Raw genomic sequence first — 22,917 nt, 5'->3', positions numbered from 1 at the left:
ATGGGCTTTGCGTGAAGCGCGCAATACCCGGACGCCGTTGCATGAAGCGTTCCCGAACGTCACAGGCGTTTCATATTGCCCGTTTCGGACTGTCCCGCTCAACGTGTTGCAGAACACGCCACCGTTTGATGGAGTTGATCTGTCCCGCTAAGTTTCGTACATCCGGAAGAAAATTACAAAACCTGATAAGCGTCGCAGCCGATGTTCGTTAGAAGTGCATGTCCTGATCCCTTATGCTCTAATTTGTACCCCTCGTCCGGCCGGACGGGCAAATCATTCGAACAACTTCAAGGAGCTGCACTATGAGTCTACGTCTTGGCGATGTCGCACCCGATTTCGAGCAGGATTCGAGCATTGGCCGCATCAGGTTTCACGAATGGCTTGGCGACAGCTGGGGCGTCCTGTTTTCGCACCCCGCGGACTTCACGCCCGTCTGCACGACGGAACTCGGCCTGACCGCGAAGCTCGCGAGCGAATTCGACAAGCGCAGCGTGAAGACGATCGCATTGTCCGTCGACAATAAGGAATCGCACGCCGAGTGGATCAAGGACATCAACGAGACGCAGGCCGCGAGCGTCGGCTTCCCGATTCTCGCCGACGGCGACCGCAAGGTGTCGGAACTGTATGACATGATCCATCCGAACGCGAACGCCACGCTGACGGTCCGGTCGCTGTTCATCATCGACCCGGCGAAGAAGGTGCGTCTGATCATCACGTACCCGGCCAGCACGGGCCGTAACTTCGATGAAGTGCTGCGCGTGATCGACTCGCTGCAATTGACGGACAACTATCAGGTCGCGACGCCGGGCAACTGGAAGCATGGCGACGACGTCGTGATCGTGCCGTCGCTGAAGGACGAGGAAGAGATCAAGCGCAAGTTCCCGAAGGGCTACAAGGCGCTGCGTCCGTATCTGCGGATGACGCCGCAACCGAACAAGTAAGCTTCCGCTTCTTGTACGGTTCAAAAAAAAAGCCCGCGTTCGTTGAGAACGCGGGCTTTTTGCTTACTGCTTTCCCGAGGGTTTGCGACGAATCGCAAAGCCTCAGAAGAACGCCTGGATGCCCGTCTGTGCGCGTCCGAGAATCAGCGCGTGAATATCGTGCGTGCCTTCGTACGTGTTCACGACTTCCAGATTCACCAGATGCCGCGCGACGCCGAACTCGTCCGAGATACCGTTGCCGCCCAGCATGTCACGCGCCATCCGCGCGATGTCGAGCGACTTGCCGCACGAATTGCGCTTCATGATCGACGTGATTTCGACGGCGGCCGTGCCTTCGTCCTTCATCCGGCCAAGGCGCAGCACGCCTTGCAGGCCGAGCGTGATTTCCGTCTGCATGTCGGCGAGCTTCTTCTGGATCAGCTGGTTCGCGGCGAGCGGCCGGCCGAACTGCTTGCGATCGAGCGTGTACTGACGCGCGGTGTGCCAGCAGTCTTCCGCCGCGCCGAGCGCGCCCCACGCAATGCCGTAGCGCGCCGAATTCAGACAGGTGAACGGTCCGCGCAAGCCTTTCACGCCGGGCATCAGATTCTCTTCCGGCACGAACACTTCATCGAGAACGATCTCACCCGTGATCGACGCACGCAGGCCGACCTTGCCGTGGATGGCAGGTGCGCTCAAGCCTTTCCAGCCTTTCTCAAGGATGAAGCCGCGAATCTCATCCTTGCCGTCCGTTTCGAGCTGCGCCCAGACGACGAACACATCCGCGATCGGCGAATTCGTGATCCACATCTTCGAGCCGGACAGCGAGTAGCCGCCGTCGACTTTCTTCGCCCGCGTGACCATGCTGCCCGGATCGGAGCCGTGGTTCGGCTCGGTCAGGCCGAAGCAGCCGATCCATTCGCCCGTCGCGAGCTTCGGCAGATATTTGTCTTTCTGCGCGTCGGAGCCGAATTCGAAGATGGGGACCATGACCAGCGACGACTGCACCGACATCATCGACCGGTAGCCTGAATCCACGCGTTCCACCTCGCGCGCGATCAGCCCGTAGCTCACATAGTTGAGGCCGGGGCCGCCGTATTGCTCGGGAATGGTCGGGCCGAGCAGGCCCAGTTCGCCCATCTCGCGGAAGATCGTGGCGTCCGTTTTCTCGTTACGGAACGCTTCGAGCACGCGCGGCGCGAGCTTGTCCTGCGCGTAGGCATGCGCGGCGTCGCGCACCATGCGTTCTTCTTCCGTGAGCTGCTGGTTGAGGAGCAGCGGGTCTTCCCAATTGAATTGCGCGGCGGCTGCCATGACGTATCTCCTGAATCGATCAGAGCGGAACGCTGAAACGCCGCATTCTGATCTCATGCTTGACTTGAGTTCCGCTCTGCGAAACAATGTTTTGCAAAACGACGACTGAGTTTAGCACCCGATGTCGAAACCTGCATCCATAACATCCCCAACGTCCGCCTCGACGCGTGCGTCCGATCCCGTCGACGAACGCAAATTCGTCGTCGCGCTGGCGCGCGGGCTCGACCTGCTGCGCGCCTTCCGTCCGGGCGAGACGCTGCTGGGCAACCGCGACTTCGTCGAGCGCACGGGTTTGCCGAAGGCGACGGTGAACCGGCTTGCCTACACGCTGACGGTACTCGGCTATCTGCGCTTCGACGAGGCGCTCGGCAAGTACGCGCTCGATGCTGGCGTGCTGTCGCTTGGTTTTGCGCTGCTGTCGGGCACCGATACGCTCGAGCTCGCGCGTCCGCACATGCGCGATTTCGCGCGCGAGGTCGGCGCGGCTGTGTCGCTCGGATGCCGGGACGGTCTGGACATGATCTACCTGGAGACGATCCGCAGCGAGACGGCGCTCACACTCGGGCTCGCATCCGGTTCGAAGCTGTCGATGCTGACGAGTTCAATGGGCCGCGCGTATCTCGCCGTGCAATCCGGCGCCGCGCGCGCCGCGCTGCTGGCTGAACTGCAGCGGGCAGCGGGCGACGAAGGCGCGCAACTGGTCGCCCAGGCGCAAGAGGAAATCGACAGGTTCGCGCGAGAGGGTTGTTGCTATTCGTTTCGCGACTGGCACGACGACGTGAACGCCGTGGCCGTGCCCTTCAGCGACCCGCGCGATGGGCGGCTGCTGGTGCTGAGCTGTAGCGGCCCGGCGTCGTCGATGGGGGAGAGCGTATTTCGGGAGGTGGTCGCGCCGCGTCTGAAAGCGTTGGCGCGCCGTCTGGGGCCGGCCCCAGAACAAGCTTAAGCCGTCCGGTTGTCATGCACGATGAACAACGGCCCCTGCACGAACCGCACATCGTATTGCTGCAACAGATCGAACTGAGTTTCAGTCGCCACGCGATTGAAGATCAACGGAATTTTTAGCCGATTCGCATAGCTGACCAGCGGCTTCACCATCGAATCGCGCAACGCCGAAGCGGCATCCATCTTGATGAAATCCAATCTCGCCATGTCCGACACGGACAGGATCTGCCCTGCGTTCGGCAGATTGCCGGCGACCTTAAATCCATAGTGCTGATAGCTCTTGGTCAGATAGCCAAGAAACGTCTTATGCGCGACCGCCGCAGCCGGCAGTTCGATCACGACTCGCGACGGATTTAACCCAAACGACATCAGCACGGCCGAGAAATGCCGGCCGTGGTCGTAGCGCACGCTCTTCAGCAGCCGCTCATGCACGCGCAGAAACAGCAGGCCGTGCCGCTGCGGACCGAAGAAGTTGACGGCGTGCATCGCGCGCGACATCCGGTCCAGCGCGACCAGTTGCTGGTCGTCGGGTACATGGTCGAACGGGTCGAAGCTGTCGAGCGGCGTGCCGTCGGCCAGTTGCGTGACGGCCTGGACACCGAGTTCATCGCCGAAACGGTCCGCGCTATCGGGCGACGACGACAGCGACTGCGCCAGCGCATGCACCGAAATGTCGAAGATCGGTTCATAGCTGCTGCCGAGCTCGACGTCGCCGTAAGTCGCAATGGCTTCGCCGCTGCGTGGGCCTGTGCCCATTCTCAGATGCTCGCCGAGAAACGGGTGAGTGGAAGCGCGTTCGACGAGTTCGGGGATGGTCAGCGGGATCATGAATACGTGGGGAGCGGACTTGGATCGCGGCGGGGCGCCGCACGCTTCGATGGTAGCAGCGGCGACCGCTCTTTCATGCACCAAATACTGATATGGATTTCGCCATTCGTGTGGCGATCGATGCCCGATCTAGGGTTTACGTTAATTTCACTAATCGGAATCTGTTTTACTATTCGTAAATTCGTGCTGCAGCCTTTTTACCCCGTTCCGCAGGAAGCGAAAGATGAGCGAATCCCACCGTTCTGCCGATGTGATCGAAGTCGAGCGCGCGCTGGCCGATGCGCATCGGCCGACGTTTCAGTTGATGCTGCTCGTGCTGTGCGGGCTGTGCCTCGTCATCGACGGCTTCGATGCGCAAGCCATGGGCTACGTCGCGCCGAGCGTGATCGGCGAATGGCATGTATCGAAGGCCGCGCTCGGGCCCGTGTTCAGCGCGAGCCTGTTCGGCATGCTGCTGGGCGCGCTCGTGCTGTCGGTGCTGGCGGACCGGATCGGACGGCGCCCGGTGCTGATCGGCTCGACCTTCTTCTTCGCGCTGTCGATGCTCGCGACGCCGTTCGTCTCGACCATTCCCGCGCTGATCGCGCTGCGCTTCATCACGGGGCTGGGTCTCGGCTGCATCATGCCGAATGCGATGGCGCTGGTCGGCGAGTTTTCGACGCCCGCGCACCGCGTCAAACGGATGATGCTGGTGTCGTGCGGCTTCACGCTCGGCGCGGCCATCGGCGGCTTCATCAGCGCGGCGCTGATTCCCGCATACGGCTGGCGCGCGGTATTCTGGGTCGGCGGCGCGGTGCCGCTCGTGCTCGCCGTGGCGATGTTCGCCGCGCTGCCCGAGTCGCTGCAATTTCTCGTGCTGAAGGGCCGCAATGAACGCGCGCGGCAGTGGCTGGCCAAGTTCGATCCGTCGCTTGGCGTCGGCCCCGGCACGCGCCTCGTCGTGCAGGAAAAGGCCAGCGGCGGCGCGCCCGTCGCCGAGTTGTTCCGCGCGGGGCGTGGGCCCGTCACGCTGATCCTCTGGGGCATCAGCTTCATGAACCTGATCGATCTGTACTTCCTGTCGAACTGGCTGCCGACCGTGATGCGCGACGCCGGCTATTCGCCGTCCACAGCCGTCATCGTCGGCACCGTGCTGCAAACGGGCGGCGTGGTCGGCACGCTGCTGCTCGGCTGGTTTATCGAACGTTTCGGTTTTGTGCGCGTGCTGTTCGCGTGCTTCGCACTCGGCGCGCTGAGCGTCGGTGCGATTGGCGTGGTGTCGCATGCACTCGCGTGGCTGCTCGTTGTCGTCTTCGCAGGCGGCTTCTGTATCGTCGGCGGACAGCCGGCTGTCAATGCGCTCGCCGGACACTTCTATCCCACCACGCTGCGCTCGACGGGCATCGGCTGGAGCCTCGGCATTGGCCGGATTGGCTCGGTGATCGGGCCGCTCGTCGGCGGACAACTGATTGCGCTGAACTGGAGCAACGCCCAGCTGTTTCACGCGGCCGCCTTGCCCGTGCTGTGTTCCGCATTGCTGGTGCTGACGCTTGCCGCCGCCACGCGTCGGCGCGGCGGCCTGGCCAAAGCGCAGACTGCTTGAGATTCATTGGAGACTTTGCATGGAATCATCCACACGACGCGAAATCCAGCCGGGCTATCAGTCCGGCTTCGTTAACGAATTCGCTACGGAAGCCTTGCCCGGCGCGCTGCCGCAAGGCCGTAACTCGCCGCAGCGCGCGCCCTATGGGCTGTACGCGGAACAACTGTCGGGCACCGCGTTCACGGCGCCGCGCGGCCATAACCGCCGTTCCTGGCTGTATCGCATTCGTCCCGCTGCCGTACATCAGCCGTTCACGGCGCTGCCGTCGCACCGGCTCGTCGCGAATTTCGCCGACGTGCCGCCCACGCCGCCCAACCAGCTGCGCTGGGACCCGCTGCCGATGCCGACCGAGCCGACCGATTTCATCGACGGCTGGGTGACGATGGCGGGCAACGGCGCGGCGGAAGCGATGAGCGGGTGCGCGATCCACGTGTACGCGGCCAACCAGTCGATGCAGGACCGCTACTTCTACAACGCCGACGGCGAACTGCTGATCGTGCCGCAAGCCGGGCGTCTTTCGATCTTCACTGAGATGGGCAAGCTCGACGTCGAGCCGTTCGAGATCGCGGTGATTCCGCGCGGTGTGCGGTTTTCGGTGGCGCTGCCGGACGGCCGCGCGAGCGGCTACATCTGCGAGAACTTCGGCGCGCAGTTGCGCCTGCCCGACCTCGGTCCGATCGGCTCGAACGGCCTCGCGAATCCGCGCGATTTCCTCACGCCGCATGCCGCGTATGAAGACCGCGAAGGCGACTTCGAACTGGTCGCGAAGCTGAACGGCCACCTGTGGCGCGCGGACATCGATCATTCGCCGCTCGACGTGGTCGCGTGGCACGGCAACTACGCGCCGTACAAATACGATCTGCGTCACTTCAATACGATTGGCTCGATCAGCTACGACCACCCGGACCCGTCGATCTTCCTCGTGCTGCAATCGCAAAGCGACACGCCGGGCGTCGATTCGATCGACTTCGTGATCTTCCCGCCGCGCTGGCTGGCCGCCGAAGATACGTTCCGTCCGCCGTGGTTCCATCGCAATGTCGCGAGCGAGTTCATGGGCCTCGTGCATGGCGCGTACGACGCGAAAGCCGAAGGCTTCATGCCGGGCGGCTCGAGCCTGCACAACTGCATGTCGGGCCACGGCCCGGACGCCGACACGTTCGAGAAGGCGTCGAACATCGACACCAGCAAGCCGAACAAGGTCGACAACACGATGGCCTTCATGTTCGAGACGCGCACGCTGATCAAGCCGACCCGCTTCGCGCTCGAAACGGCGCAGCTTCAGGCGCATTACTACGAGTGCTGGCAAGGTCTCAAGAAACACTTCAATCCGGAGCAACGATGAACGCATCGAGCGATCTTCAGGCGACGCTCGACGCGTCGCGCAAAAGTTGGGTCGAGTCGGCGAACCAGCCGTCCTGCGACTTCCCGATCCAGAACCTGCCGTTCGGCATCTTTAGCGATGGGCTGAATGCGACGCGTCGCGCGGGCGTCGCGATCGGCAACTGCATCGTCGATCTGGCCGCGCTCGAAAGCGCGGGCCTGCTGACGGTGGCGTCGTCGGGCGCGGGCGACAGCGTGTTCGTGCGCGACGCGCTGAACGATTTCATCGCGCTTGGCCGCGACACGTGGCGCAGTGTGCGTATCCAGTTGAGCAAACTGCTGTCGCGCGATCACGCGACGTTGCGCGACGACGCCGAACTGCGCAACCGCGCGCTGATCCGTCAGTCCGACGCGACGCTGTATCTGCCCGTGCAGATTCCGGGCTATACGGATTTCTATTCGTCGAAGGAACACGCGACGAACGTCGGCTCGATGTTCCGCGATCCGAAGAACGCGTTGCTGCCGAACTGGCTGGAGATTCCAATTGGGTACAACGGACGGGCTTCGTCGGTGGTGGTGAGCGGCACGCCCGTGCGCCGTCCGAACGGACAGTTGAAGCTGCCCGATCAGGAGCGCCCCGTGTTCGGTGCGTGCCGCAAGCTCGATATCGAACTGGAGACGGGTTTCATCGTCGGTCGCGGCAATGCGCTTGGCGAGCCGATCAAGTGCGGTGAAGCGGAAGATCACATCTTCGGCATGGTGCTGCTGAACGACTGGAGCGCGCGCGATATCCAGCAGTGGGAATACGTGCCGCTCGGCCCGTTCAACTCCAAGGGTTTCGCGACGACCATTTCGCCGTGGATCGTCACGCTGGACGCGCTCGAACCGTTCCGCGTCGCGCAGCCCGCGCAGGACCCGCAGCCGCTCGAGTATCTGCGCCACGCCGGGGAGCACGCCTTCGACATTTCGCTCGAAGTGCTGCTCAAACCGCACGGCGCGAGAGAAGCGACGACCATCGCGCGCACGAACTTCCGCCACATGTACTGGACGATGGCGCAGCAACTCGCGCATCACACGGTGTCGGGCTGCAATACGCGTGTCGGCGATCTGATGGGTTCGGGGACGATCAGCGGACCCACGGATGATTCGTTCGGCAGCCTGCTGGAACTGACCTGGAACGGAAAGAATCCGCTGCAACTGAAGGACGGGGGCACACGCGGATTCATCGAAGACGGCGACGAACTGACGCTCGCGGGATGGTGCCAGGGCGATGGTTATCGCGTCGGCTTTGGTACTTGCGTCGGCGAGATTTTGCCGGCGCATAAGTAACGCTGTAGCGGCACGTCACACTCGACGCGCATTGAACCAGCAATCCGCGCGCGGCGTCACGCCCGCGCGGACCTTGGCATAGTCTTCACGACGCCGCGTTCACGACGCCGCGCCGCTTCTCCCACAACGCCGCCGCGAGAAACGCCAGCGCGCTCGCGAGCACCACGCCGATCATCGCGTCATTGCCCACGCTCTTCATCAACGCGCCCGCAATCAGCGGCCCGCCAAAGCTCGCGATACTCCACGACGCGCCGACCAGCGAACTCGCCGACACCAGCGCCACGCCGCGAAAGCGCTCGCCGCACGCGACCAGCGACAGCGTATAGATCGCGCCCGCCGCCGCGCCGAGCACGTAGAGCAGCGGCCAGCATAGCCACGGCGACTGCACGGCCCACGGCAACAGTGGCAGCAGCACGACGACCAGCACCGCGCAGCCGATATGCACGCGCTCGCGCCCGAGCCGGTCCGCGAGCCAGCCGATGGGGAACTGCATGGTCGTGTCGCCGAGCAGCAGCGCGGATGCGAACAGCACGGCCACTTCGCTCGGAATGCCATGCGCCATCGCGAAGAGCGGCATCAGTGACAGCGCGATCGTATCGAACAGCGCGAAGAATCCCGTGCCGATCACGAGCGCGGGCATCTGCGGTAACACGTGTCGCCAGCTGCCGTGCGGCTCGTGTTCGTCGGATGCGTGCGGCGCCGAGCGGATCATCGACAGCACGGGCAACGCGATCAGGAAGATCGCGCCGCAGATCAGAAAGCGCCAGTGCTCGAACCGCGCAATCTGACTGACGAGCACGGGGCCCGCCATCTGGAACAGCGTGAAGTTCGTCGCATAGATTGCGACGACGCGGCCGCGCGACGCATCGTCGGCGAGCTGGTTGACCCACGCTTCGCCGATCGTGAACAGCAGCATCAGCGCCGCGCCGCATAGCGAGCGCAGCACGGCCCAGACGAGCAGATTGGCGGTGAGTTGCATCAGCGCAGTGGCGATCGCGACGATCAGCACCGAGCCGAAGATCGCCTGCCGGCCGCCACAGCGCGCGGCGAGCCAGCCGGCAATCGGCACGACGAGCAGGCCGCCGCCCGCCTGGGCGGCCGTCAGCAGGCCGACGACATCGGTGCCGTAGCCCGCTTGCGTCAGCGCGAGGGCGGTGAGGGGAAGTGTCGCGCCGCTGCCGAGGCCGACCACGGCCACGCTCAGGATCAGCGCAAGGAAATCACGGGAGAAGACGACTTTCATATCGGGCGAGATGCTACACCGCCCGCATGTCACGCGCACCCTGTGATGGCAAGATGCACGCTCCGGGTATGTCGCGTAGCGCGCTTAGCCCGCCACGGGCAAGCGCCGGTCAAGCGACACCGACCACCACGTCAGCGCCACCGCTCCCGCCGCCGTCGCGACGCCGACCCACGGCAGCGACGTGAGCGGCGCGCCCGCGCCGATCGCCATGCCACCGAGCCACGCGCCCGTCGCATTGCCGAGGTTGAACGCGCCTTGATTCAGCGTCGAAGCCAGGTTCGGCGCGCTGCTCGCGCGGTCGACGATCAGCATCTGCAGCGGCGGCACGATCGCGAACGCGAGCACGCCCCACAGGAAAATCGTCAGCATCGCGGGGATTTCGCTGTGCATCGTCATCGCGAAAACGGACAGGATCGCGACGATCGCCAGCAGGAACGACAGCAGCGACTGCACCGGGCGCCAGTCGGCGAGCTTGCCGCCGATCGTGCTGCCCACCGTCAACCCAAGGCCGAACAGCAGCAGCACCATCGTCACCGCATGCGGCGTGAAGCCCGTCACGTCTTCGAGGATCGGCGTGATGTAGGTGAAGGTCGAAAACAGGCTCGCCGACGCCAGCACGCTCGTGCCGAGCACCATCAGCACCTGCGGGTTCTTGAGCACGGTGAATTCGTGGACGAGGCTCGCCTTCTGCATCTCGATCTTCGACGGCAGACACACCGCGAGCGCGATGGCCGCGATCACGCCGATGCCCGTCACGGCCCAGAACGTCGCGCGCCAGCCGACGGCCTGACCAAGCGCCGTGCCGAGCGGCACGCCGAGCACGTTGGCGAGCGTGAGACCCGTGAACATCAGTGCGATGGCCTGCGCCCGGCGGTTCGGCGCGACGAGGCCGGCTGCGACCACCGAGCCGATGCCGAAGAACGCACCGTGGCAGAAGGCGGTGACGATGCGCGCGGCCATCAGCACCGCGTAGCCCGGCGCGATTGCGCACAGCAGATTGCCGAGAATGAAGATGCCGATCAGGCTCATCAGCGCTTTCTTGCGCGGCATGTTGGCGACCGCGATCGCGACGATCGGCGCGCCGATCGTCACGCCGAGCGCATACGCCGACACGAGCATGCCCGCCGCCGGAATCGACACGCTCAGATCGCGCGCGACGTCGGGCAGCAACCCCATGATGACGAACTCGGTGGTACCGATTCCAAACGCGGCAACGGCAAGTGCAAGCAGGGGCAAAGGCATGATGGGACTTTCACGGGAGGGTCGCGGCGGCGGACGGGAAGGCCGTTCGCGTTGCCGTCGCGCGTATTCGGGACGAGTGCGCGTGCGCCGGCAAAGGGTAAATCAGTAGGGGATTGTACCTAAGCCAATTCGGCTGTGCGGCCTGCTTCGCGCACTGTTGTATTTCGTCGATTGCGGCGCGAATTCGGCGCGATTTCGCAGCGAAAACCCCTTATTTCAAGGGACTTTTTTCTCTAGCGAGCCGCCGTGACGGCCCGCGCCCGCGGCGAACGCGGCCGCTCCCGCCACGCCCTGGGAGAACACGGCCGCGTAGCCGCCTGCGCCTTCGCGGCGCAGTGCTTCGGGCAAATCGCCGAGCGGCGAGTTTTCATAGACGGAGCGGCGGTCCGCCAGCAGTGCCGCCTGCGGGAACGCGGCCAGTTCGGCGGCGAGCTGTTCGGCGGCGGCGCGCGCTGCACCCTTCGGCACGACGCGGTTGGCAAGGCCGAACGCGAGCGCTTCGTCGGCCGTGACGGCGCGGCCCGTCAGGATCAGATCGAGCGCGCGCGACTGGCCGATCAGACGCGGCAGCCGGATCGTCCCGCCATCGATCAGAGGAATGCCCACCCTCCGGCAAAACACGCCCAGCACGGCGTCCGCTTCGACCACGCGCAGATCGCACATCGCCGCGAGTTCCAGGCCGCCCGCCACCGCATGGCCGGCAATCGCCGCGATTACGGGCTTGGTGAACATCATGCGCGTCGGTCCCATCGGTCCGGGGCCGCTGCCGTCGGCGTGCAATTCGTTGCGCCGTTCGTCGTCTTGTAAAGCAGTGAGGTCCGCGCCCGCGCAGAAGGTGCCGCCCGCGCCCGTCAGCACGGCGGCGCGCCACGCGTCGTTGGCCTCGAAGCGGCGGAACGCGGCGGCGAGGGCTTCCGCCGTCGGACGATCGACGGCATTGCGGCGCGCGGGACGGTCGATGACGATCGTTGCGACGGCATCGACCGGGAGCACAACTTGCTGTTTCTGTGCAGTTGGGTTTTTTTGTGCAGTTTCGATTCGCACGAATTCGCCGAACTGTTCGCTAGCCATCGTTCTCTCCGGTTCGGGCTGCATTGCAAGACCTAGACTGGATGAAGAGCACTGAAAAAAACCGGTTGTGCGTGCGGCGACACCCTAAAGAACCGCGCAAAACGACCGCTAAAGCAGAAGCAAAAGCCTGCGCGACGATGCGTGGCGCACGGGCGGCGATGCAGCGCGAATCGCTTGCCGCCAAGTCACGTGGTTTTAACAATCGACTCGTAGCTTAGGCGAATTTCGAACAGCCAGGGCGCGCGCACGCACCGGCGCATGGAGTACGCCCGATGTCCACACTGATGCAACTACCGACTCCGTCTCCCGCGGCATCGCCGTCGTCCGGCAGCGAGCCTGTCTGGATCGTGCCGCTGCAGGAACATCCGCCGTATGGTCACGTGCGTCTGAAGCGCGTCTTCACGACGGACGGCACGCGCCATCAGGTGGTGCTCGTCGATGCGCGCAAGCTCATTGCGTGTGCCGATCGTGACGATACCGATTATGTGCTGCCGCCTGTGCAGGAATGGCATCCTGGGAAGTTGCGCGGTATTCGCGAGTTTCTCGATGCTTCCAACGTGCGCATTCCGCAGATGCCGTATGTGACGATCTCGACGCGCCGCGCGCCGGGGCTGCTTGGCTGGCTCAGGCTGGAACATGAAGGTGTGGTCGCGTTCCGCAACGGGCAGCATCGCGCGCGGTACATGATGGCGGCGGGCGCCGTGTGGTTTCCAGTGGAAGTGCATGAGCGCGAGGCGGCACTCTTGCGGCAATACTGTGGTGCGTCCGATGATGCGCGCATGGCGTTGCGGCCTACTTCGGGGAATGTGGCTGGCGGGCCGCGGGCGTGATCGTTGTGGGTTTGTCTGCGATGCGTTGGTTTGGTTTGCTCGTGTTTGCGCTAGCATCCGCGCGACGGTGTTTTTGGCCTTTGCGTGAGAGCAATAAGCAGAACCGCACCCCAACCCACACTGCTTGCGTAGCAAAAAAAAATCCCAGCAAACCTACGCTAAACCCATTTCAGCCGCCCGTAGGCGCCTCGACGACATTCCGCGCCGTGCCGTCGCGCCACGCTTCAACATTACCGAGCGTAGTCTGCGCGATTTCCGTCATCGCCTCGCGGGTAAAAAAAGCCTGATGCGCGGTCACAATCACATTAGGAAACATCAACAGCCGCGCAAGCACGTCATCCTGCAACGGCAGATTCGAGTGGTCCTCGAAAAAAATCCCGCCTTCTTCCTCGTACACATCGAGCCCGAGATGCCCCAACTGGCCGCTCTTGAGCGCGCCGACCAGCGCATTGCTTTCGACCAGCCCACCGCGCCCCGTATTGATCAGCATCGCGCCGCGCTTCATCTTCGCGAGCGCGTGGCGATCGATCAGGTGATACGTCGACGGCAGCAGCGGGCAATGCAGGCTCACGACGTCCGAATCCGCGAGCAGCGTATCGAGCGGCACATAGCGCCCGCCGAGCGCCAGCAGCTCGGTGGCAGGCGGCCCGGGATCGTGCGCGAGCACCTGCATGCCGAAGCCCGCCATGATGCGCGCGAAGCAGCGCCCGATAATCCCCGTGCCGATCACGCCGACCGTCTTGCCGTGCAAATCGAAACCGAGCAGTCCGTTCAGCGAGAAGTCGCCTTCGCGCGTGCGGGCCACGGCGCGCGCGAGTTTGCGGTTCAGCGCCAGGATCATCCCGACCGCGTGCTCGGCGACCGCATGCGGTGAATAGGCGGGCACGCGCACGACGCCGATACCGAGCCGCTGCGCCGTCGCAAGGTCGACGTGATTGAAGCCCGCCGAGCGCAGTGCGATGAGCCGCGTGCCGCCCGCATGCAGGCGTTCGAGCGTGGCGGCGTCGACCAGGTCGTTGACGAACGGGCACACGACGTCGAAACCCTCGGCGAGGACGGCCGTGTCCGCTTCGAGATGCGACTCCTGGAAGTGCAACTCGTAGCGGTACGCGGCATTCGCCTCCGTGAACGTGTCGATATCGTACTGGCGGCTGCTGAACAGAATCATGCGCATGGTCACTGGCCTCCTGATCGACGCCCGCAGGGCGTCATCGATGCGTGAGCAACCGCGCGCGGCTCACGAAGCATGCTGCGCGGCGGGATGCAGGTCGTGCGCGATGATTGCATGCGCGTCGGTGGGCAGCGCTGACGCCGGACAACCCGCATGCTCGAGCGTGTAATCGACGAACGCGCGCGTTTTCGCGGGCAGATGACGGCGGCGCGGATAGACGAGCGACACCTTGGCCTGCGATTCGTCGACGGTGTAGTCCTGCATGATGCGCTTCAGCGCGCCCGTTGCGAAGTCGTCGGCGACGAGCGGCTCGGGCAGCACCGCGACGCCCATTCCGGCAATCGCCGCGAGCCGCACCAGCAGCGGGCTGTTGACCATGTACGACGGATCGAGCGTGACGGGCTGCGCGTCGCCATCGCTTTCGATGAAATGCCAGACGGTCGGGCCGCGTTGCTCGGAAGGCGTCGCGATGCACGAATGCAGCGCCAGATGATCGGGATGGCGCGGCTCCTCGCGCGCAGCCAGATAGGACGGCGCGGCGCACGGCACGAGGCGCTGCGTCGCAAACGACAGCTCGACACTGTCGGTATCCGCCGACGCGGTCGCTGGCATCGGGCCCGCAACGAAGAGGCCCACGTCATAGCCGTCTTCGATCAGATGCGGCAGGCGCTCGGCGAGCGTGAGCCGGATATGCACCTTCGGAAAGCGCCGGCGGTAACCGTCGAGCAGTTGCGTGAGCGCCTGCGGCGACAGCGCGCCCGTCGCGACGACGCGCAGCGTGCCGCCCGGCTCGCGCTCGGTGCCCGCGACCGAGCCTTCCAGATGGTCGAGTTCCTCGAGCAGTCCGCGGCAGCCTTCCAGATAGTGCGTGCCGGCCTCGGTCAGCGAAAGGTTGCGCGTCGTGCGGTTGATGAGGCGCGCGTGCAGGTGCGCTTCGAGTGTGGCGATCGAGCGCGTCACGAGCGCGTTCGATACTTTCAGCTGCTGGGCCGCGCGCCTGAAGCTCTGTGTTTCGGCAACCCGGACAAAGACCCGCATGGCATAGATCTGATTCATGGTGGCGCCCTCGTCTAGCGCGGTTCTGCCGCGCGTCGTTGACCCGGCTGTGGCGTGCGGCAGCTTTCTGCGTCGGCCTTTTGCGGGTGTCATACCTCAGATTGCAGACAATCTGAGGGTTCGGAAATTTTGCAGATCCGGCACAAAAATAATATTGACAGTCGCTGGCAATTACAATATCTATTAAAACGACGGCGCTATTTCGAAATTGTAAAAAGGCTGGCGTTTTTGTCATATAGCGGAATCTATCTATACGATTTCCGCGCGCTTCAAATGCGGACATAAAAAAAGCCTTCGGCTGCAAGAGCGTGTTCCGGGTTGTTCGACAACTTTGCGAGGGAACGATGTCTGTCAACAGAAGCAACACAAGCTGATTCGGGGCTTCTCGCCGATCGCGCTGTTTCATCTGACGTAAATCCGTCAGTGCGGCGCATTTCAACCGCTTCGAATATCACTGGTTAATCCGGCGGATATTCGCGCGCGCTTCAATTAAACGCGACTAATTGCCGTGCGGATTATCGCGGTCTATTTTTTAAAAAGATTCATACAACGTTCCGCTTTGCCGGGAAATCCGAACATGGTCGCCGAATTGCTTAAGTCTCAGCCGGAGATTGCGCTGTTCGCGAGTCTTGCGCTCGGATATTTTATCGGCTCGTTCAAAATCGGCCCAATCCAGTTGGGCGGCGTGTGCGGCACGCTGATCGTGTCGTTGCTGCTCGGGCAGACGGGCGCGCGTATTGGGCCCGACCTCAAGAACATCGCGTTTGCGCTGTTCATCTTCGCGCTCGGCTTCACGGGCGGGCCTCAATTCTTCGCCAACATCGGGCGCGGCTGGCGTTACGGGCTGTTGTCCGTCGTCGAAATCGTCTCGGTGCTCGCGCTCGTGATGTTCGCCGTCTGGCTGCTGCATCTCGATCCGGGCACGGCAGCAGGCCTGCTGGCGGGCGCGGCGACCGAGTCGGCGGTGATCGGCACGGCGTCGGAAGCCGTCGCGAAGCTCGGCTTGGCCGAGGCCGAGACGTTACGCCTGCAGGCGAACATCGTCACTGCCTACAGCGTCAGCTATCTGTTCGGGCTTATCACGATCGTGCTTTTCACGAGCCAGTTCGCTGCGCTGCTGTTGCGCGTGGATCTGCGCGACGAAGCCGAGCGAGTGTGGCGGCAACTCGGCGGCGGCGACTCGCTCGGGGAAGGGGAGCGGCTTGCCGCGCCCGCGCTGGTGGGGCGCGCATTCCGCGTCGGTCCGGCGGCGGGCGTCGCGATTGGCGCCTTCGAGGCGAAATACGGCCACAACCTGACGATCGAGCAGATCGAACGCCGCGGCGCGCCGCTGGCCGTCGCGCCCGACGTCGTGCTCGCTGCCGACGACCTCGTGCTGGTCGATGGACGGCGCGAGGCGCTGGTTGCCGCTGCGCCGTCGCTCGGCGAGGAAGTCGCGTCGGGCCATCATTTCTCGACGGCACTCGCCGAGATGGTCGACGTCGTGCTCACGCGCAAGGACGCGCACGGCGCGACGATCCGTCAGTTGCGCGAGCGGGCCGACCCGGACCAGGGCCGCGGCATCTACATCGCGGCCGTCACGCGGCTGGAGTCGCGCGTGCCCGCGCTGCCCGGCACCGAACTGAACCGCGGCGACGTGCTGACGCTGGTCGGCGCGAAGGCCGACGTGCTGCGCGGCGCGAAGCGGCTGGGCTACCTGCTGCCCGCCACCTTGAAGACCGATTTCGTCTATCTCGGCCTCGGCGTGCTGATCGGCATGGCGATCGGGCGATTGTCGGGCAGCATCGGCGGCATCACGCTCGCGCTCGGCACGGGCGGCGGATGTCTGCTGTCCGGGCTGCTGTTCGGCTGGATCCGTTCGCACTATCCCGTCATCGGGTCGCTGCCGCCCGCGGCTGCGCAAATCATCAAGGACTTCGGGCTGGCGACCTTCATCGCCGCCGTCGGGCTGTCGGCCGGACCGGATGCGATCAAGCTCGTGCGCGAGTATGGCCTCGCGCTGCCCGTCGCCGGGATTCTGATGGTACTGGTGCCCGGTCTGCTGTCGCTGTGGATCGGCCGGATGTTCCTGAAGCTCGACGCGCCGATGCTGCTCGGCGCGATTGCCGGCCAGCAGTGCAGCACGCCCGCAATCAGTGCGCTGGTCGGCGTGACGGGCAATTCGACGCCCGTCATCGGCTACACGATCACCTACGCGTTATCGAACATCCTGCTGCCGCTGATGGGTCCCGTCGTGGTCGGGATGGCGGCGAAATTCGGCGGCTGACGGGGACGACCGGCGCACCCGGCACGAAGCCGCGGGTTTGCGAATGGGCAAGTAAGGCTGAGGCGAACAAAAGCAAAATCGAAATGCCCGCGCAACCAGCAAGGCTGTGCGGGCAAGGGTCGCGGACGGTAGTGCCACGTCGTCTGCTGCGTTTCGCCGCGGGTCGCCCGCGCGCGCTTTTTCTTGAGAGGGCACGATGGATCTGATACACAACATTTTTCACAAGTCACCCGAGATAGCGTTGTTTTTATCGCTGGCCGTGGGGTACTTCATCGGTCAGATCAAGTTCGGCAAGTTCCAGTTGGGCGGCGTCGGGGGCTCGCTGCTGGCAGCTGTCGTGATCAGTCAGGCGGGCGTGTCGATCGACAGCGGCGTGAAGGCGGTGATGTTCGCCGTCTTCATCTACGCGGTCGGTTACGACTCGGGGCCGGGCTTCTTCAACTCGCTGAACCGCAAGACCTTGCGCGAGATCGCCATGGCGCTGTTTCTCGCCATCTCGGCGCTAGTCACCGTCATCATCTGCGCGAAGATTTTCCATCTGAACAAGGGGCTGGCGGCGGGCCTCGCGGGCGGCGCGCTCACGCAGTCGGCGATCATCGGCACGGCGGGCGATGCGATCGCGCGTCTCGGCCTGCCCGCCGAAGAAGTGAAGTCGCTGCAGTCGGACGTCGCGATTGCGTACGCGGTGACCTACGTGTTCGGCTCGCTCGGCGCGATCATCGTGTGCGTGAACATCCTGCCGAAGTTCATGGGCCGCGACCTGCGTTCGGCCGCGCTCGACGCCGAGGCGAAGCTCGCGGGCGGCACGCCGTCGCGTGCGCCGGGGCAACTGGCGGCGCTGCCCGAGCTGGTCGGGCGGGCGTTCAGGGTCGGGCCAGCGGCGGGGCGCAAGGTGTCCGAGATCGAAATGGCCGCGCAGGACTTCGTGTCGATCGAAAAAATCCGCCGCGCCGGCAAGGAGATCGAGCCGGGACCGAATGTCGTGCTCGCGGCTGACGACGTCGTGCTCGTTGTCGGGCGGCGCGAGGGCATGGTGCCCGTCGCGCCGACAATCGGCACGGAAATCTCGGACGTCACCGACGTCAGCGCCGTCATGCAGACACGCCAGGCCGTGTTCACTGCAAAAGGCCTGAACCACACGACGATCCAGAAAGTGCGCGAAACCGTCGATCGCGATCTGCGCCACGGCGTGTTCCTCGAAAGCATCACGCGGGTCGGCCAGCCGGTGCCGATCATGCCGGAGACGAAACTCGAGCACGGCGACGTGCTGACCTACTTCGGCTCCGCGAAGGACACGAAGCGCGCCGTCGCGGCGACGGGCTACGAGCTGCCGTACTCGATCAAGACCGACTTCATCTACATGGGCGTCGGCATGGTGATCGGCCTGCTGATCGGCCTGATCGTGGTCAATATCGGCGGCGTGCCGCTCACGCTCGGTTCGGGCGGCGGCTGCCTGCTCGCGGGCCTTGTGTTCGGCTGGATGCGCGGCAAGCATCCGATGTACGGCGTCATGCCGCCCGCCGCATCGAGACTGTTGCAGGACTTCGGGCTGGCCGCGTTCGTGTCGGTGGTCGGGCTGAACTCGGGGTTGCAGGCCGTGACGACGATCAAGCAACTCGGCGTCACGATCTTCCTGCTCGGCGTGGTCGTGACGCTGGTCCCGCTGCTGCTGACGATGCTGTTCGGCCGTTACGTGCTGCGTTACGACAACGCGGCGATTCTGGCGGGCGCGCTGTCCGGCTCGCGCAGCGCGAACCCGGCGTTCGGCGGCGTGCTGGACAAGGCCGAAAGCGCCGTGCCGACCGTGCCGTTCGCGATCACGTATGCGATTGCGAACGTGCTGCTGACATTGCTGGGGCCGCTCGTCGTCGGGCTGGTCTGAACTCACACCGCCGACGGGCCGTGCGTGCCGTCGGCGGAACCGTCTGTACGTATTGAAGCCGGTGCGCGGCACGAGCCGTTGCCCGTTGCCTGGAAAGCGCCGGCGCATTTCCCCTTTCACTGGAGAACCGATCATGGCAAAGGACAACAAGAGCAAAGAGCAGGCAGCGATGCAGGCGCTCAGCCCGTTCGAGCTGAAGGACGAACTGATCAAGGCAGCAGGCGGCGGCGCCGTCGAGCGCCCGGCCAATGCGTCGATGCTGAACGCCGGCCGCGGCAACCCGAATTTTCTCGCGACGATTCCGCGCCACGGTTTCTGGCAACTGGGTCTCTTTGCGATGCGCGAATCGGAGCGCTCGTTCGCGTATATGCCCGAAGGCGTCGGCGGCTTTCCGAAGCGGGAAGGGCTGGCCGAGCGCTTCGAGCTGTTCCTGCGCGAGAACAAGGGGCTGCCCGGCATCGAGTTTCTCGCGGGCGCCGTGTCGTACGTGCGCGATCAGCTAGGCCTGTCGGGCACTGATTTCCTGTACGAGATGTGCGAAGGCATTCTTGCGTCGAACTACCCGGTGCCGGACCGGATGCTGAAGCTGTCGGAGGTCATCGTCGGGCAGTATCTGCGGCGCGAGATGATCGGCAAGTATCCGTTCGTCGGCGAGTTCGACATCTTTGCCGTCGAAGGCGGTACGGCCGCGATGACGTACATCTTCAACACGATGAAGCAGAACCATCTGATCAAGGCGGGCGACACCATCGCGCTCGGCCGCCCGATCTTCACGCCGTACATCGAGATTCCGACGCTCAACGACTACGAGCTGAATGTGGTCAATCTGGATGCCGATGTCGAGAACAACTGGCAGTACTCGAAGGCCGAGCTCGACAAGCTGCGCGATCCGAAGGTGAAAGCGTTCTTCCTTGTGAACCCGAGCAATCCGCCTTCCGTGAAGATCAGCGACGAGAGCCTCGAATACATTGCGGAGATCGTCAAGGAACGCCCCGACCTGATCCTGCTAACGGACGACGTGTACGGCACCTTCGCCGACGACTTCGTATCGCTGTTTGCGCTCGCGCCCAAGAACACGATTCTCGTGTACTCGTACTCGAAGTATTTCGGCGCGACGGGCTGGCGTCTCGGCGCGATCGCGACGCATAAGGACAACATCCTCGACAAGCTGATTGCCGAGCTGCCGAAGGACGCGAAGAAGATCCTGCACCATCGCTACGAGTCGATCACGACGGAGCCGGAAAAGCTGAAGTTTATCGACCGGCTGGTCGCCGACAGCCGCACCGTCGCGCTGAATCACACGGCGGGCCTGTCGACGCCGCAACAGGTGCAGATGGTGCTGTTCTCGCTGTTCTCGCTGATGGACACGCCGGATGCGTACAAGAACGCGCTGAAGCGCCTGATCCGCAATCGCAAGCGCGCGCTGTTCGAGGAAATCGGCATCGCGTTCGACGAGAAGGACGCGAACCAGGTCGACTACTACACGATCATCGACATGGAGTACTTCGGCGAGCGCGCGTATGGCCGTGAGTTCGTCGACTGGCTGCTCAAGCATACCGAGGCGTCGGAACTGCTGTTCCGTCTGGCAACCGATGCGCGGGTCGTGTTGCTGCCGGGGATGGGCTTCGGCACCAAGCATCCTTCGGGGCGCGTGTCGCTGGCGAATCTCAACGAGTCCGACTATCGCAAGATCGGGCGCGCGATCCGCAAGCTCACGGAGGAATACGTCGAGCGCTACACCAAGGAGACGGGCAAGAGCATTCAACGCAAAGAGGTCAAGTGACAATCCGGCAGGCAAAGACCGGGATGCATCTCTTGCGCAATCGGACATATGGGTGAATGATCGAAAGACGGCCCGCCGCCCGCAGGTGTTGCTGCGCGCGGCGGGCCGTTTTCCTGTTCCCGTTCCCCGTTCCATGCGTTCCGATCATGACCATTACAACGTCCAACGTCGTTCCCTGTCCTGAAGTCGAATCGCTCGACGCGATTCTTCCCGAAGAGCCACTCCTGATGATGGGCGCCGGCCCGGTGCCGATTCCCGCCGCCGTCGCTAAGGCCAATGCGATCGTCATCAACCATCTGGGCAACACGATGGCGAAGGTGGTCGGGCAGGTGAAGACGATGGCGCGCTACGTGTTCCAGACGAACTCGAAGTGGGTGCTGGGCGTGGCGGGGCCGGGCTCGGCGGCGATGGAGATGGCGATCTCCAATCTCGCGTGGCAGGGCACCCGGGTGTTGAGCATCAAGAACGGCTTTTTCAGCGCGCGGATGGCGGAGATGGGCCGGCGCGTTGGCGCCGATGTCTCGCTGCTGGAAGTTGGCGATCGTGCGGTCGCGACGCTCGAGCAGGTCGAGGAAGCGATCCGGCGCACGCGTCCGGAGATCGTGACGATCGTGCAGGGCGAGACGTCGAACACCGTCTGGAATTACCACCTCAAGGATATTGCGGCGCTGGCCAAGAAGGCGGGCGCGCTGGTTGTCGTCGATGCCGTCTGCACGCTGTCGACCATGCCGCTCGAAATGGATGCGTGGGGGATCGATGCCGTGATCACGGGCGGGCAGAAGGGGTTGTCGTCGATTCCGGGTGTTTCGCTGATCGCGTTTTCGGATGCGGCGTGGGAGCGGGTGAAGGGGCGTCCGCATGCTAGTGCGCATTGGTGTCTGGATGCGTCGCTGGCGGAGAATTTCTGGCACAACGCGGGGTATCACTACACGGCGCCTGTGTCGGGCGTGCTTGCGTTGCACGAGGCGTTGCGGCTTGTTTGCGCGGAGACGCTGGAGAAGCGTTTTGCCCGGCATTTGAAGTGCTCGCTTGCGTTGCAGGCGGGGATCAGTGCGATGGGTTTGGCCTTATATGCGCCGGCTGAGTGCCGGTTGAATTCTGTTGTTGGGATTGAGGTGCCCGTTGGGCAAAAGGCGGGACTGACGCCGGCGGATATTTGCGCGCATATCTCGCGGTTTCATCAGGTTGAGATTTCGGGGTCTTTTGGGTTGCCCATTGTGCGGATCGGGCAGATGGGCGAGCAGGCTCGCGCTCATAACCTCTTTCGTACGCTGCATGCGTTTGGGCGGACTATGGTTGAGCTCGGGGTTGGGGTGGATTTGCCAGCTGGTGTGGCGGCGCTTGAGCGGGCGCTGGCTGGTAGGGATTGAGGTTTTTTTGTCTGCGACGCTGGGTGGGTTGCTTTGTGTTTTTGCTGGCGTTCGCGGTTTGTCTTCGTGGTTCAGGTGTTGCCGGTCGGTGTGTTTGCCTTTTCGCTGGCATCCGCGTTACGGTGTTTTTTGGCCTTTGCGCTGGCATCCGCGAATTGTTAGCGTGCTTCAGGCGTCGCCCCTGTGCGGGGCGGCACCTACTTTTCTTTGCCGCCGCAAAGAAAAGTAGGCAAAAGAAAGCGGCTAACACCGCCAGTTCTAGTTCTTGCCTGAGCGCCCCCACAGGGTCTTACGCTTCACACGGCAATCACGTGACCCATGTTCGTAGCCAGCGCTCTTGCGGTGCGCCTCACCCGCTTCACGCTCCCGCGTTTCAGCATGCCTTACCAGATAGTCCCCCGCCGCCCAGGTGGCAAACTGTGTGTAGGCCGTAGCACCACACACGCCTCACTCCGGACCGATAGCGCCCGCGTTCCACCCTGTAAGAGCGCCACGCTATACGTCGCGACAACCTACACACAGTTTGCCACCTGGGCGGCACAAACCATTCGCTGCCGCTAGCACGTGTGCGGGTGTTTGAAGTGGGTGAGGCGTTCATTCGAAGCGTTGGCAACGCACGCAAACAAAGATGTTGTCGTGTGAAGTGTGGGGACGTTGGGGGCCCGTGGACAAGAACAAGAACTGGCGGTGTTAGCCGCTTTCTTTTGCCTACTTTTCTTTGCGGCGGCAAAGAAAAGTAGGTGCCGCCCCGCACAGGGGCGACGC

General features: G+C 63.8%; 18 protein-coding genes. 11 read left to right on the top strand and 7 right to left on the bottom strand.

Features of this window, described 5'->3' with window-relative positions:
- Positions 1 to 302 precede the first annotated feature (302 nt).
- A complete protein-coding gene (locus BLT65_RS18945; RefSeq protein WP_042310690.1) occupies positions 303 to 941 on the top strand; it encodes a peroxiredoxin in 639 nt (212 codons plus the stop codon).
- Between the two features lie 102 nt (positions 942 to 1,043).
- Here BLT65_RS18945 and BLT65_RS18940 read toward each other — a convergent pair whose 3' ends face one another.
- Positions 1,044 to 2,234, bottom strand: coding sequence for an acyl-CoA dehydrogenase (locus tag BLT65_RS18940; protein WP_007738163.1), 1,191 nt, complete (start codon positions 2,232 to 2,234; stop codon positions 1,044 to 1,046).
- 121 nt (positions 2,235 to 2,355) lie between these two features.
- Here BLT65_RS18940 and BLT65_RS18935 point away from each other — a divergent pair, with 121 nt between their 5' ends.
- On the top strand, positions 2,356 to 3,180 hold the full coding sequence (locus BLT65_RS18935) for an IclR family transcriptional regulator (RefSeq protein ID WP_091779909.1): 825 nt from the start codon (positions 2,356 to 2,358) through the stop codon (positions 3,178 to 3,180).
- Here the strand turns inward: BLT65_RS18935 and BLT65_RS18930 are convergent.
- Complete coding sequence (locus BLT65_RS18930; protein WP_091779907.1) at positions 3,177 to 4,007, bottom strand: EAL domain-containing protein; 831 nt, start codon at positions 4,005 to 4,007, stop codon at positions 3,177 to 3,179. The two genes, BLT65_RS18935 and BLT65_RS18930, sit on opposite strands and share 4 nt — an antisense overlap.
- 223 nt (positions 4,008 to 4,230) lie before the next feature.
- On the opposite strand from BLT65_RS18930, the gene BLT65_RS18925 reads away from it, so the two are divergent.
- Genes BLT65_RS18925 through fahA form a run of 3 tightly spaced genes read left to right on the top strand, consistent with a single transcriptional unit; the run spans position 4,231 to position 8,238 of the window.
- Positions 4,231 to 5,589, top strand: coding sequence for an MFS transporter (locus BLT65_RS18925; RefSeq protein WP_091779904.1), 1,359 nt, complete (start codon positions 4,231 to 4,233; stop codon positions 5,587 to 5,589).
- Between the two features lie 19 nt (positions 5,590 to 5,608).
- Positions 5,609 to 6,931 carry a homogentisate 1,2-dioxygenase gene (gene hmgA, locus BLT65_RS18920; RefSeq protein ID WP_091779900.1) on the top strand — a complete coding sequence of 441 codons (1,323 nt, stop codon included), beginning with the start codon at positions 5,609 to 5,611 and terminating at the stop codon, positions 6,929 to 6,931.
- Positions 6,928 to 8,238, top strand: coding sequence for a fumarylacetoacetase (gene fahA, locus BLT65_RS18915; RefSeq protein WP_167306508.1), 1,311 nt, complete (start codon positions 6,928 to 6,930; stop codon positions 8,236 to 8,238). The genes hmgA and fahA overlap by 4 nt, the downstream gene beginning before the upstream one ends.
- 85 nt (positions 8,239 to 8,323) lie before the next feature.
- On the opposite strand, the gene BLT65_RS18910 is transcribed toward fahA, so the two are convergent.
- The 3 genes from BLT65_RS18910 to BLT65_RS18900 form a co-directional block, all read right to left on the bottom strand.
- Positions 8,324 to 9,481 carry an MFS transporter gene (locus BLT65_RS18910; protein ID WP_091779894.1) on the bottom strand — a complete coding sequence of 386 codons (1,158 nt, stop codon included), beginning with the start codon at positions 9,479 to 9,481 and terminating at the stop codon, positions 8,324 to 8,326.
- 84 nt (positions 9,482 to 9,565) lie between these two features.
- The gene (locus tag BLT65_RS18905; protein WP_007738175.1) at positions 9,566 to 10,723 is read right to left on the bottom strand and encodes an MFS transporter; all 1,158 of its coding nucleotides are present in this window, start codon (positions 10,721 to 10,723) and stop codon (positions 9,566 to 9,568) included.
- A gap of 216 nt (positions 10,724 to 10,939) precedes the next feature.
- Positions 10,940 to 11,794 (bottom strand): crotonase/enoyl-CoA hydratase family protein, encoded by an 855-nt coding sequence (locus BLT65_RS18900; RefSeq protein ID WP_091779891.1) that lies wholly within the window; start codon positions 11,792 to 11,794, stop codon positions 10,940 to 10,942.
- Between the two features lie 41 nt (positions 11,795 to 11,835).
- Here BLT65_RS18900 and BLT65_RS47235 point away from each other — a divergent pair, with 41 nt between their 5' ends.
- The gene (locus tag BLT65_RS47235; RefSeq protein ID WP_167306507.1) at positions 11,836 to 12,012 is read left to right on the top strand and encodes a hypothetical protein; all 177 of its coding nucleotides are present in this window, start codon (positions 11,836 to 11,838) and stop codon (positions 12,010 to 12,012) included.
- A gap of 54 nt (positions 12,013 to 12,066) precedes the next feature.
- A complete protein-coding gene (locus BLT65_RS18895) occupies positions 12,067 to 12,624 on the top strand; it encodes a plasmid fertility inhibition factor family protein (RefSeq protein ID WP_091779888.1) in 558 nt (185 codons plus the stop codon).
- Between the two features lie 169 nt (positions 12,625 to 12,793).
- Here the strand turns inward: BLT65_RS18895 and BLT65_RS18890 are convergent, their stop codons facing one another.
- Entirely contained in the window at positions 12,794 to 13,798 is a 1,005-nt protein-coding gene (locus BLT65_RS18890) for a 2-hydroxyacid dehydrogenase (RefSeq protein WP_091779885.1), read from the bottom strand.
- A 63-nt stretch (positions 13,799 to 13,861) separates the two neighbouring features.
- Positions 13,862 to 14,851, bottom strand: coding sequence for a LysR family transcriptional regulator (locus BLT65_RS18885; protein ID WP_091779882.1), 990 nt, complete (start codon positions 14,849 to 14,851; stop codon positions 13,862 to 13,864).
- 577 nt (positions 14,852 to 15,428) lie between these two features.
- Between BLT65_RS18885 and aspT (BLT65_RS18880) the strand changes: the two genes are divergently transcribed.
- From aspT (BLT65_RS18880) to BLT65_RS18865, 4 genes are all read left to right on the top strand, one after another.
- Entirely contained in the window at positions 15,429 to 17,117 is a 1,689-nt protein-coding gene (gene aspT, locus BLT65_RS18880) for an aspartate-alanine antiporter (RefSeq protein WP_091779879.1), read from the top strand.
- A 196-nt stretch (positions 17,118 to 17,313) separates the two neighbouring features.
- Complete coding sequence (aspT, locus tag BLT65_RS18875; protein ID WP_042307285.1) at positions 17,314 to 18,999, top strand: aspartate-alanine antiporter; 1,686 nt, start codon at positions 17,314 to 17,316, stop codon at positions 18,997 to 18,999.
- 133 nt (positions 19,000 to 19,132) lie between these two features.
- On the top strand, positions 19,133 to 20,782 hold the full coding sequence (locus BLT65_RS18870; protein WP_042307287.1) for a bifunctional aspartate transaminase/aspartate 4-decarboxylase: 1,650 nt from the start codon (positions 19,133 to 19,135) through the stop codon (positions 20,780 to 20,782).
- A 146-nt stretch (positions 20,783 to 20,928) separates the two neighbouring features.
- A complete protein-coding gene (locus BLT65_RS18865) occupies positions 20,929 to 22,152 on the top strand; it encodes a pyridoxal-phosphate-dependent aminotransferase family protein (RefSeq protein WP_091779876.1) in 1,224 nt (407 codons plus the stop codon).
- The last annotated feature ends 765 nt before the right edge of the window (positions 22,153 to 22,917 follow it).

This window comes from Paraburkholderia steynii, from assembly GCF_900100565.1.
In the GTDB taxonomy this organism is placed as follows: Bacteria; Pseudomonadota; Gammaproteobacteria; order Burkholderiales; family Burkholderiaceae; genus Paraburkholderia; species Paraburkholderia terrae.
Note: the sequence above shows the minus strand (reverse complement) of the source record. Positions and strands in the feature narration are given on the sequence as shown.

Coding starts and splice junctions, on each gene's coding strand:
- BLT65_RS18945 (WP_042310690.1), top strand. CDS start 303: ATGAGTCTACGTCTTGGCGATGTCGCACCCGATTTCGAGCAGGATTCG.
- BLT65_RS18940 (WP_007738163.1), bottom strand. CDS start 2,234: ATGGCAGCCGCCGCGCAATTCAATTGGGAAGACCCGCTGCTCCTCAAC.
- BLT65_RS18935 (WP_091779909.1), top strand. CDS start 2,356: ATGTCGAAACCTGCATCCATAACATCCCCAACGTCCGCCTCGACGCGT.
- BLT65_RS18930 (WP_091779907.1), bottom strand. CDS start 4,007: ATGATCCCGCTGACCATCCCCGAACTCGTCGAACGCGCTTCCACTCAC.
- BLT65_RS18925 (WP_091779904.1), top strand. CDS start 4,231: ATGAGCGAATCCCACCGTTCTGCCGATGTGATCGAAGTCGAGCGCGCG.
- hmgA (WP_091779900.1), top strand. CDS start 5,609: ATGGAATCATCCACACGACGCGAAATCCAGCCGGGCTATCAGTCCGGC.
- fahA (WP_167306508.1), top strand. CDS start 6,928: ATGAACGCATCGAGCGATCTTCAGGCGACGCTCGACGCGTCGCGCAAA.
- BLT65_RS18910 (WP_091779894.1), bottom strand. CDS start 9,481: ATGAAAGTCGTCTTCTCCCGTGATTTCCTTGCGCTGATCCTGAGCGTG.
- BLT65_RS18905 (WP_007738175.1), bottom strand. CDS start 10,723: ATGCCTTTGCCCCTGCTTGCACTTGCCGTTGCCGCGTTTGGAATCGGT.
- BLT65_RS18900 (WP_091779891.1), bottom strand. CDS start 11,794: ATGGCTAGCGAACAGTTCGGCGAATTCGTGCGAATCGAAACTGCACAA.
- BLT65_RS47235 (WP_167306507.1), top strand. CDS start 11,836: ATGAAGAGCACTGAAAAAAACCGGTTGTGCGTGCGGCGACACCCTAAA.
- BLT65_RS18895 (WP_091779888.1), top strand. CDS start 12,067: ATGTCCACACTGATGCAACTACCGACTCCGTCTCCCGCGGCATCGCCG.
- BLT65_RS18890 (WP_091779885.1), bottom strand. CDS start 13,798: ATGCGCATGATTCTGTTCAGCAGCCGCCAGTACGATATCGACACGTTC.
- BLT65_RS18885 (WP_091779882.1), bottom strand. CDS start 14,851: ATGAATCAGATCTATGCCATGCGGGTCTTTGTCCGGGTTGCCGAAACA.
- aspT (WP_091779879.1), top strand. CDS start 15,429: ATGGTCGCCGAATTGCTTAAGTCTCAGCCGGAGATTGCGCTGTTCGCG.
- aspT (WP_042307285.1), top strand. CDS start 17,314: ATGGATCTGATACACAACATTTTTCACAAGTCACCCGAGATAGCGTTG.
- BLT65_RS18870 (WP_042307287.1), top strand. CDS start 19,133: ATGGCAAAGGACAACAAGAGCAAAGAGCAGGCAGCGATGCAGGCGCTC.
- BLT65_RS18865 (WP_091779876.1), top strand. CDS start 20,929: ATGACCATTACAACGTCCAACGTCGTTCCCTGTCCTGAAGTCGAATCG.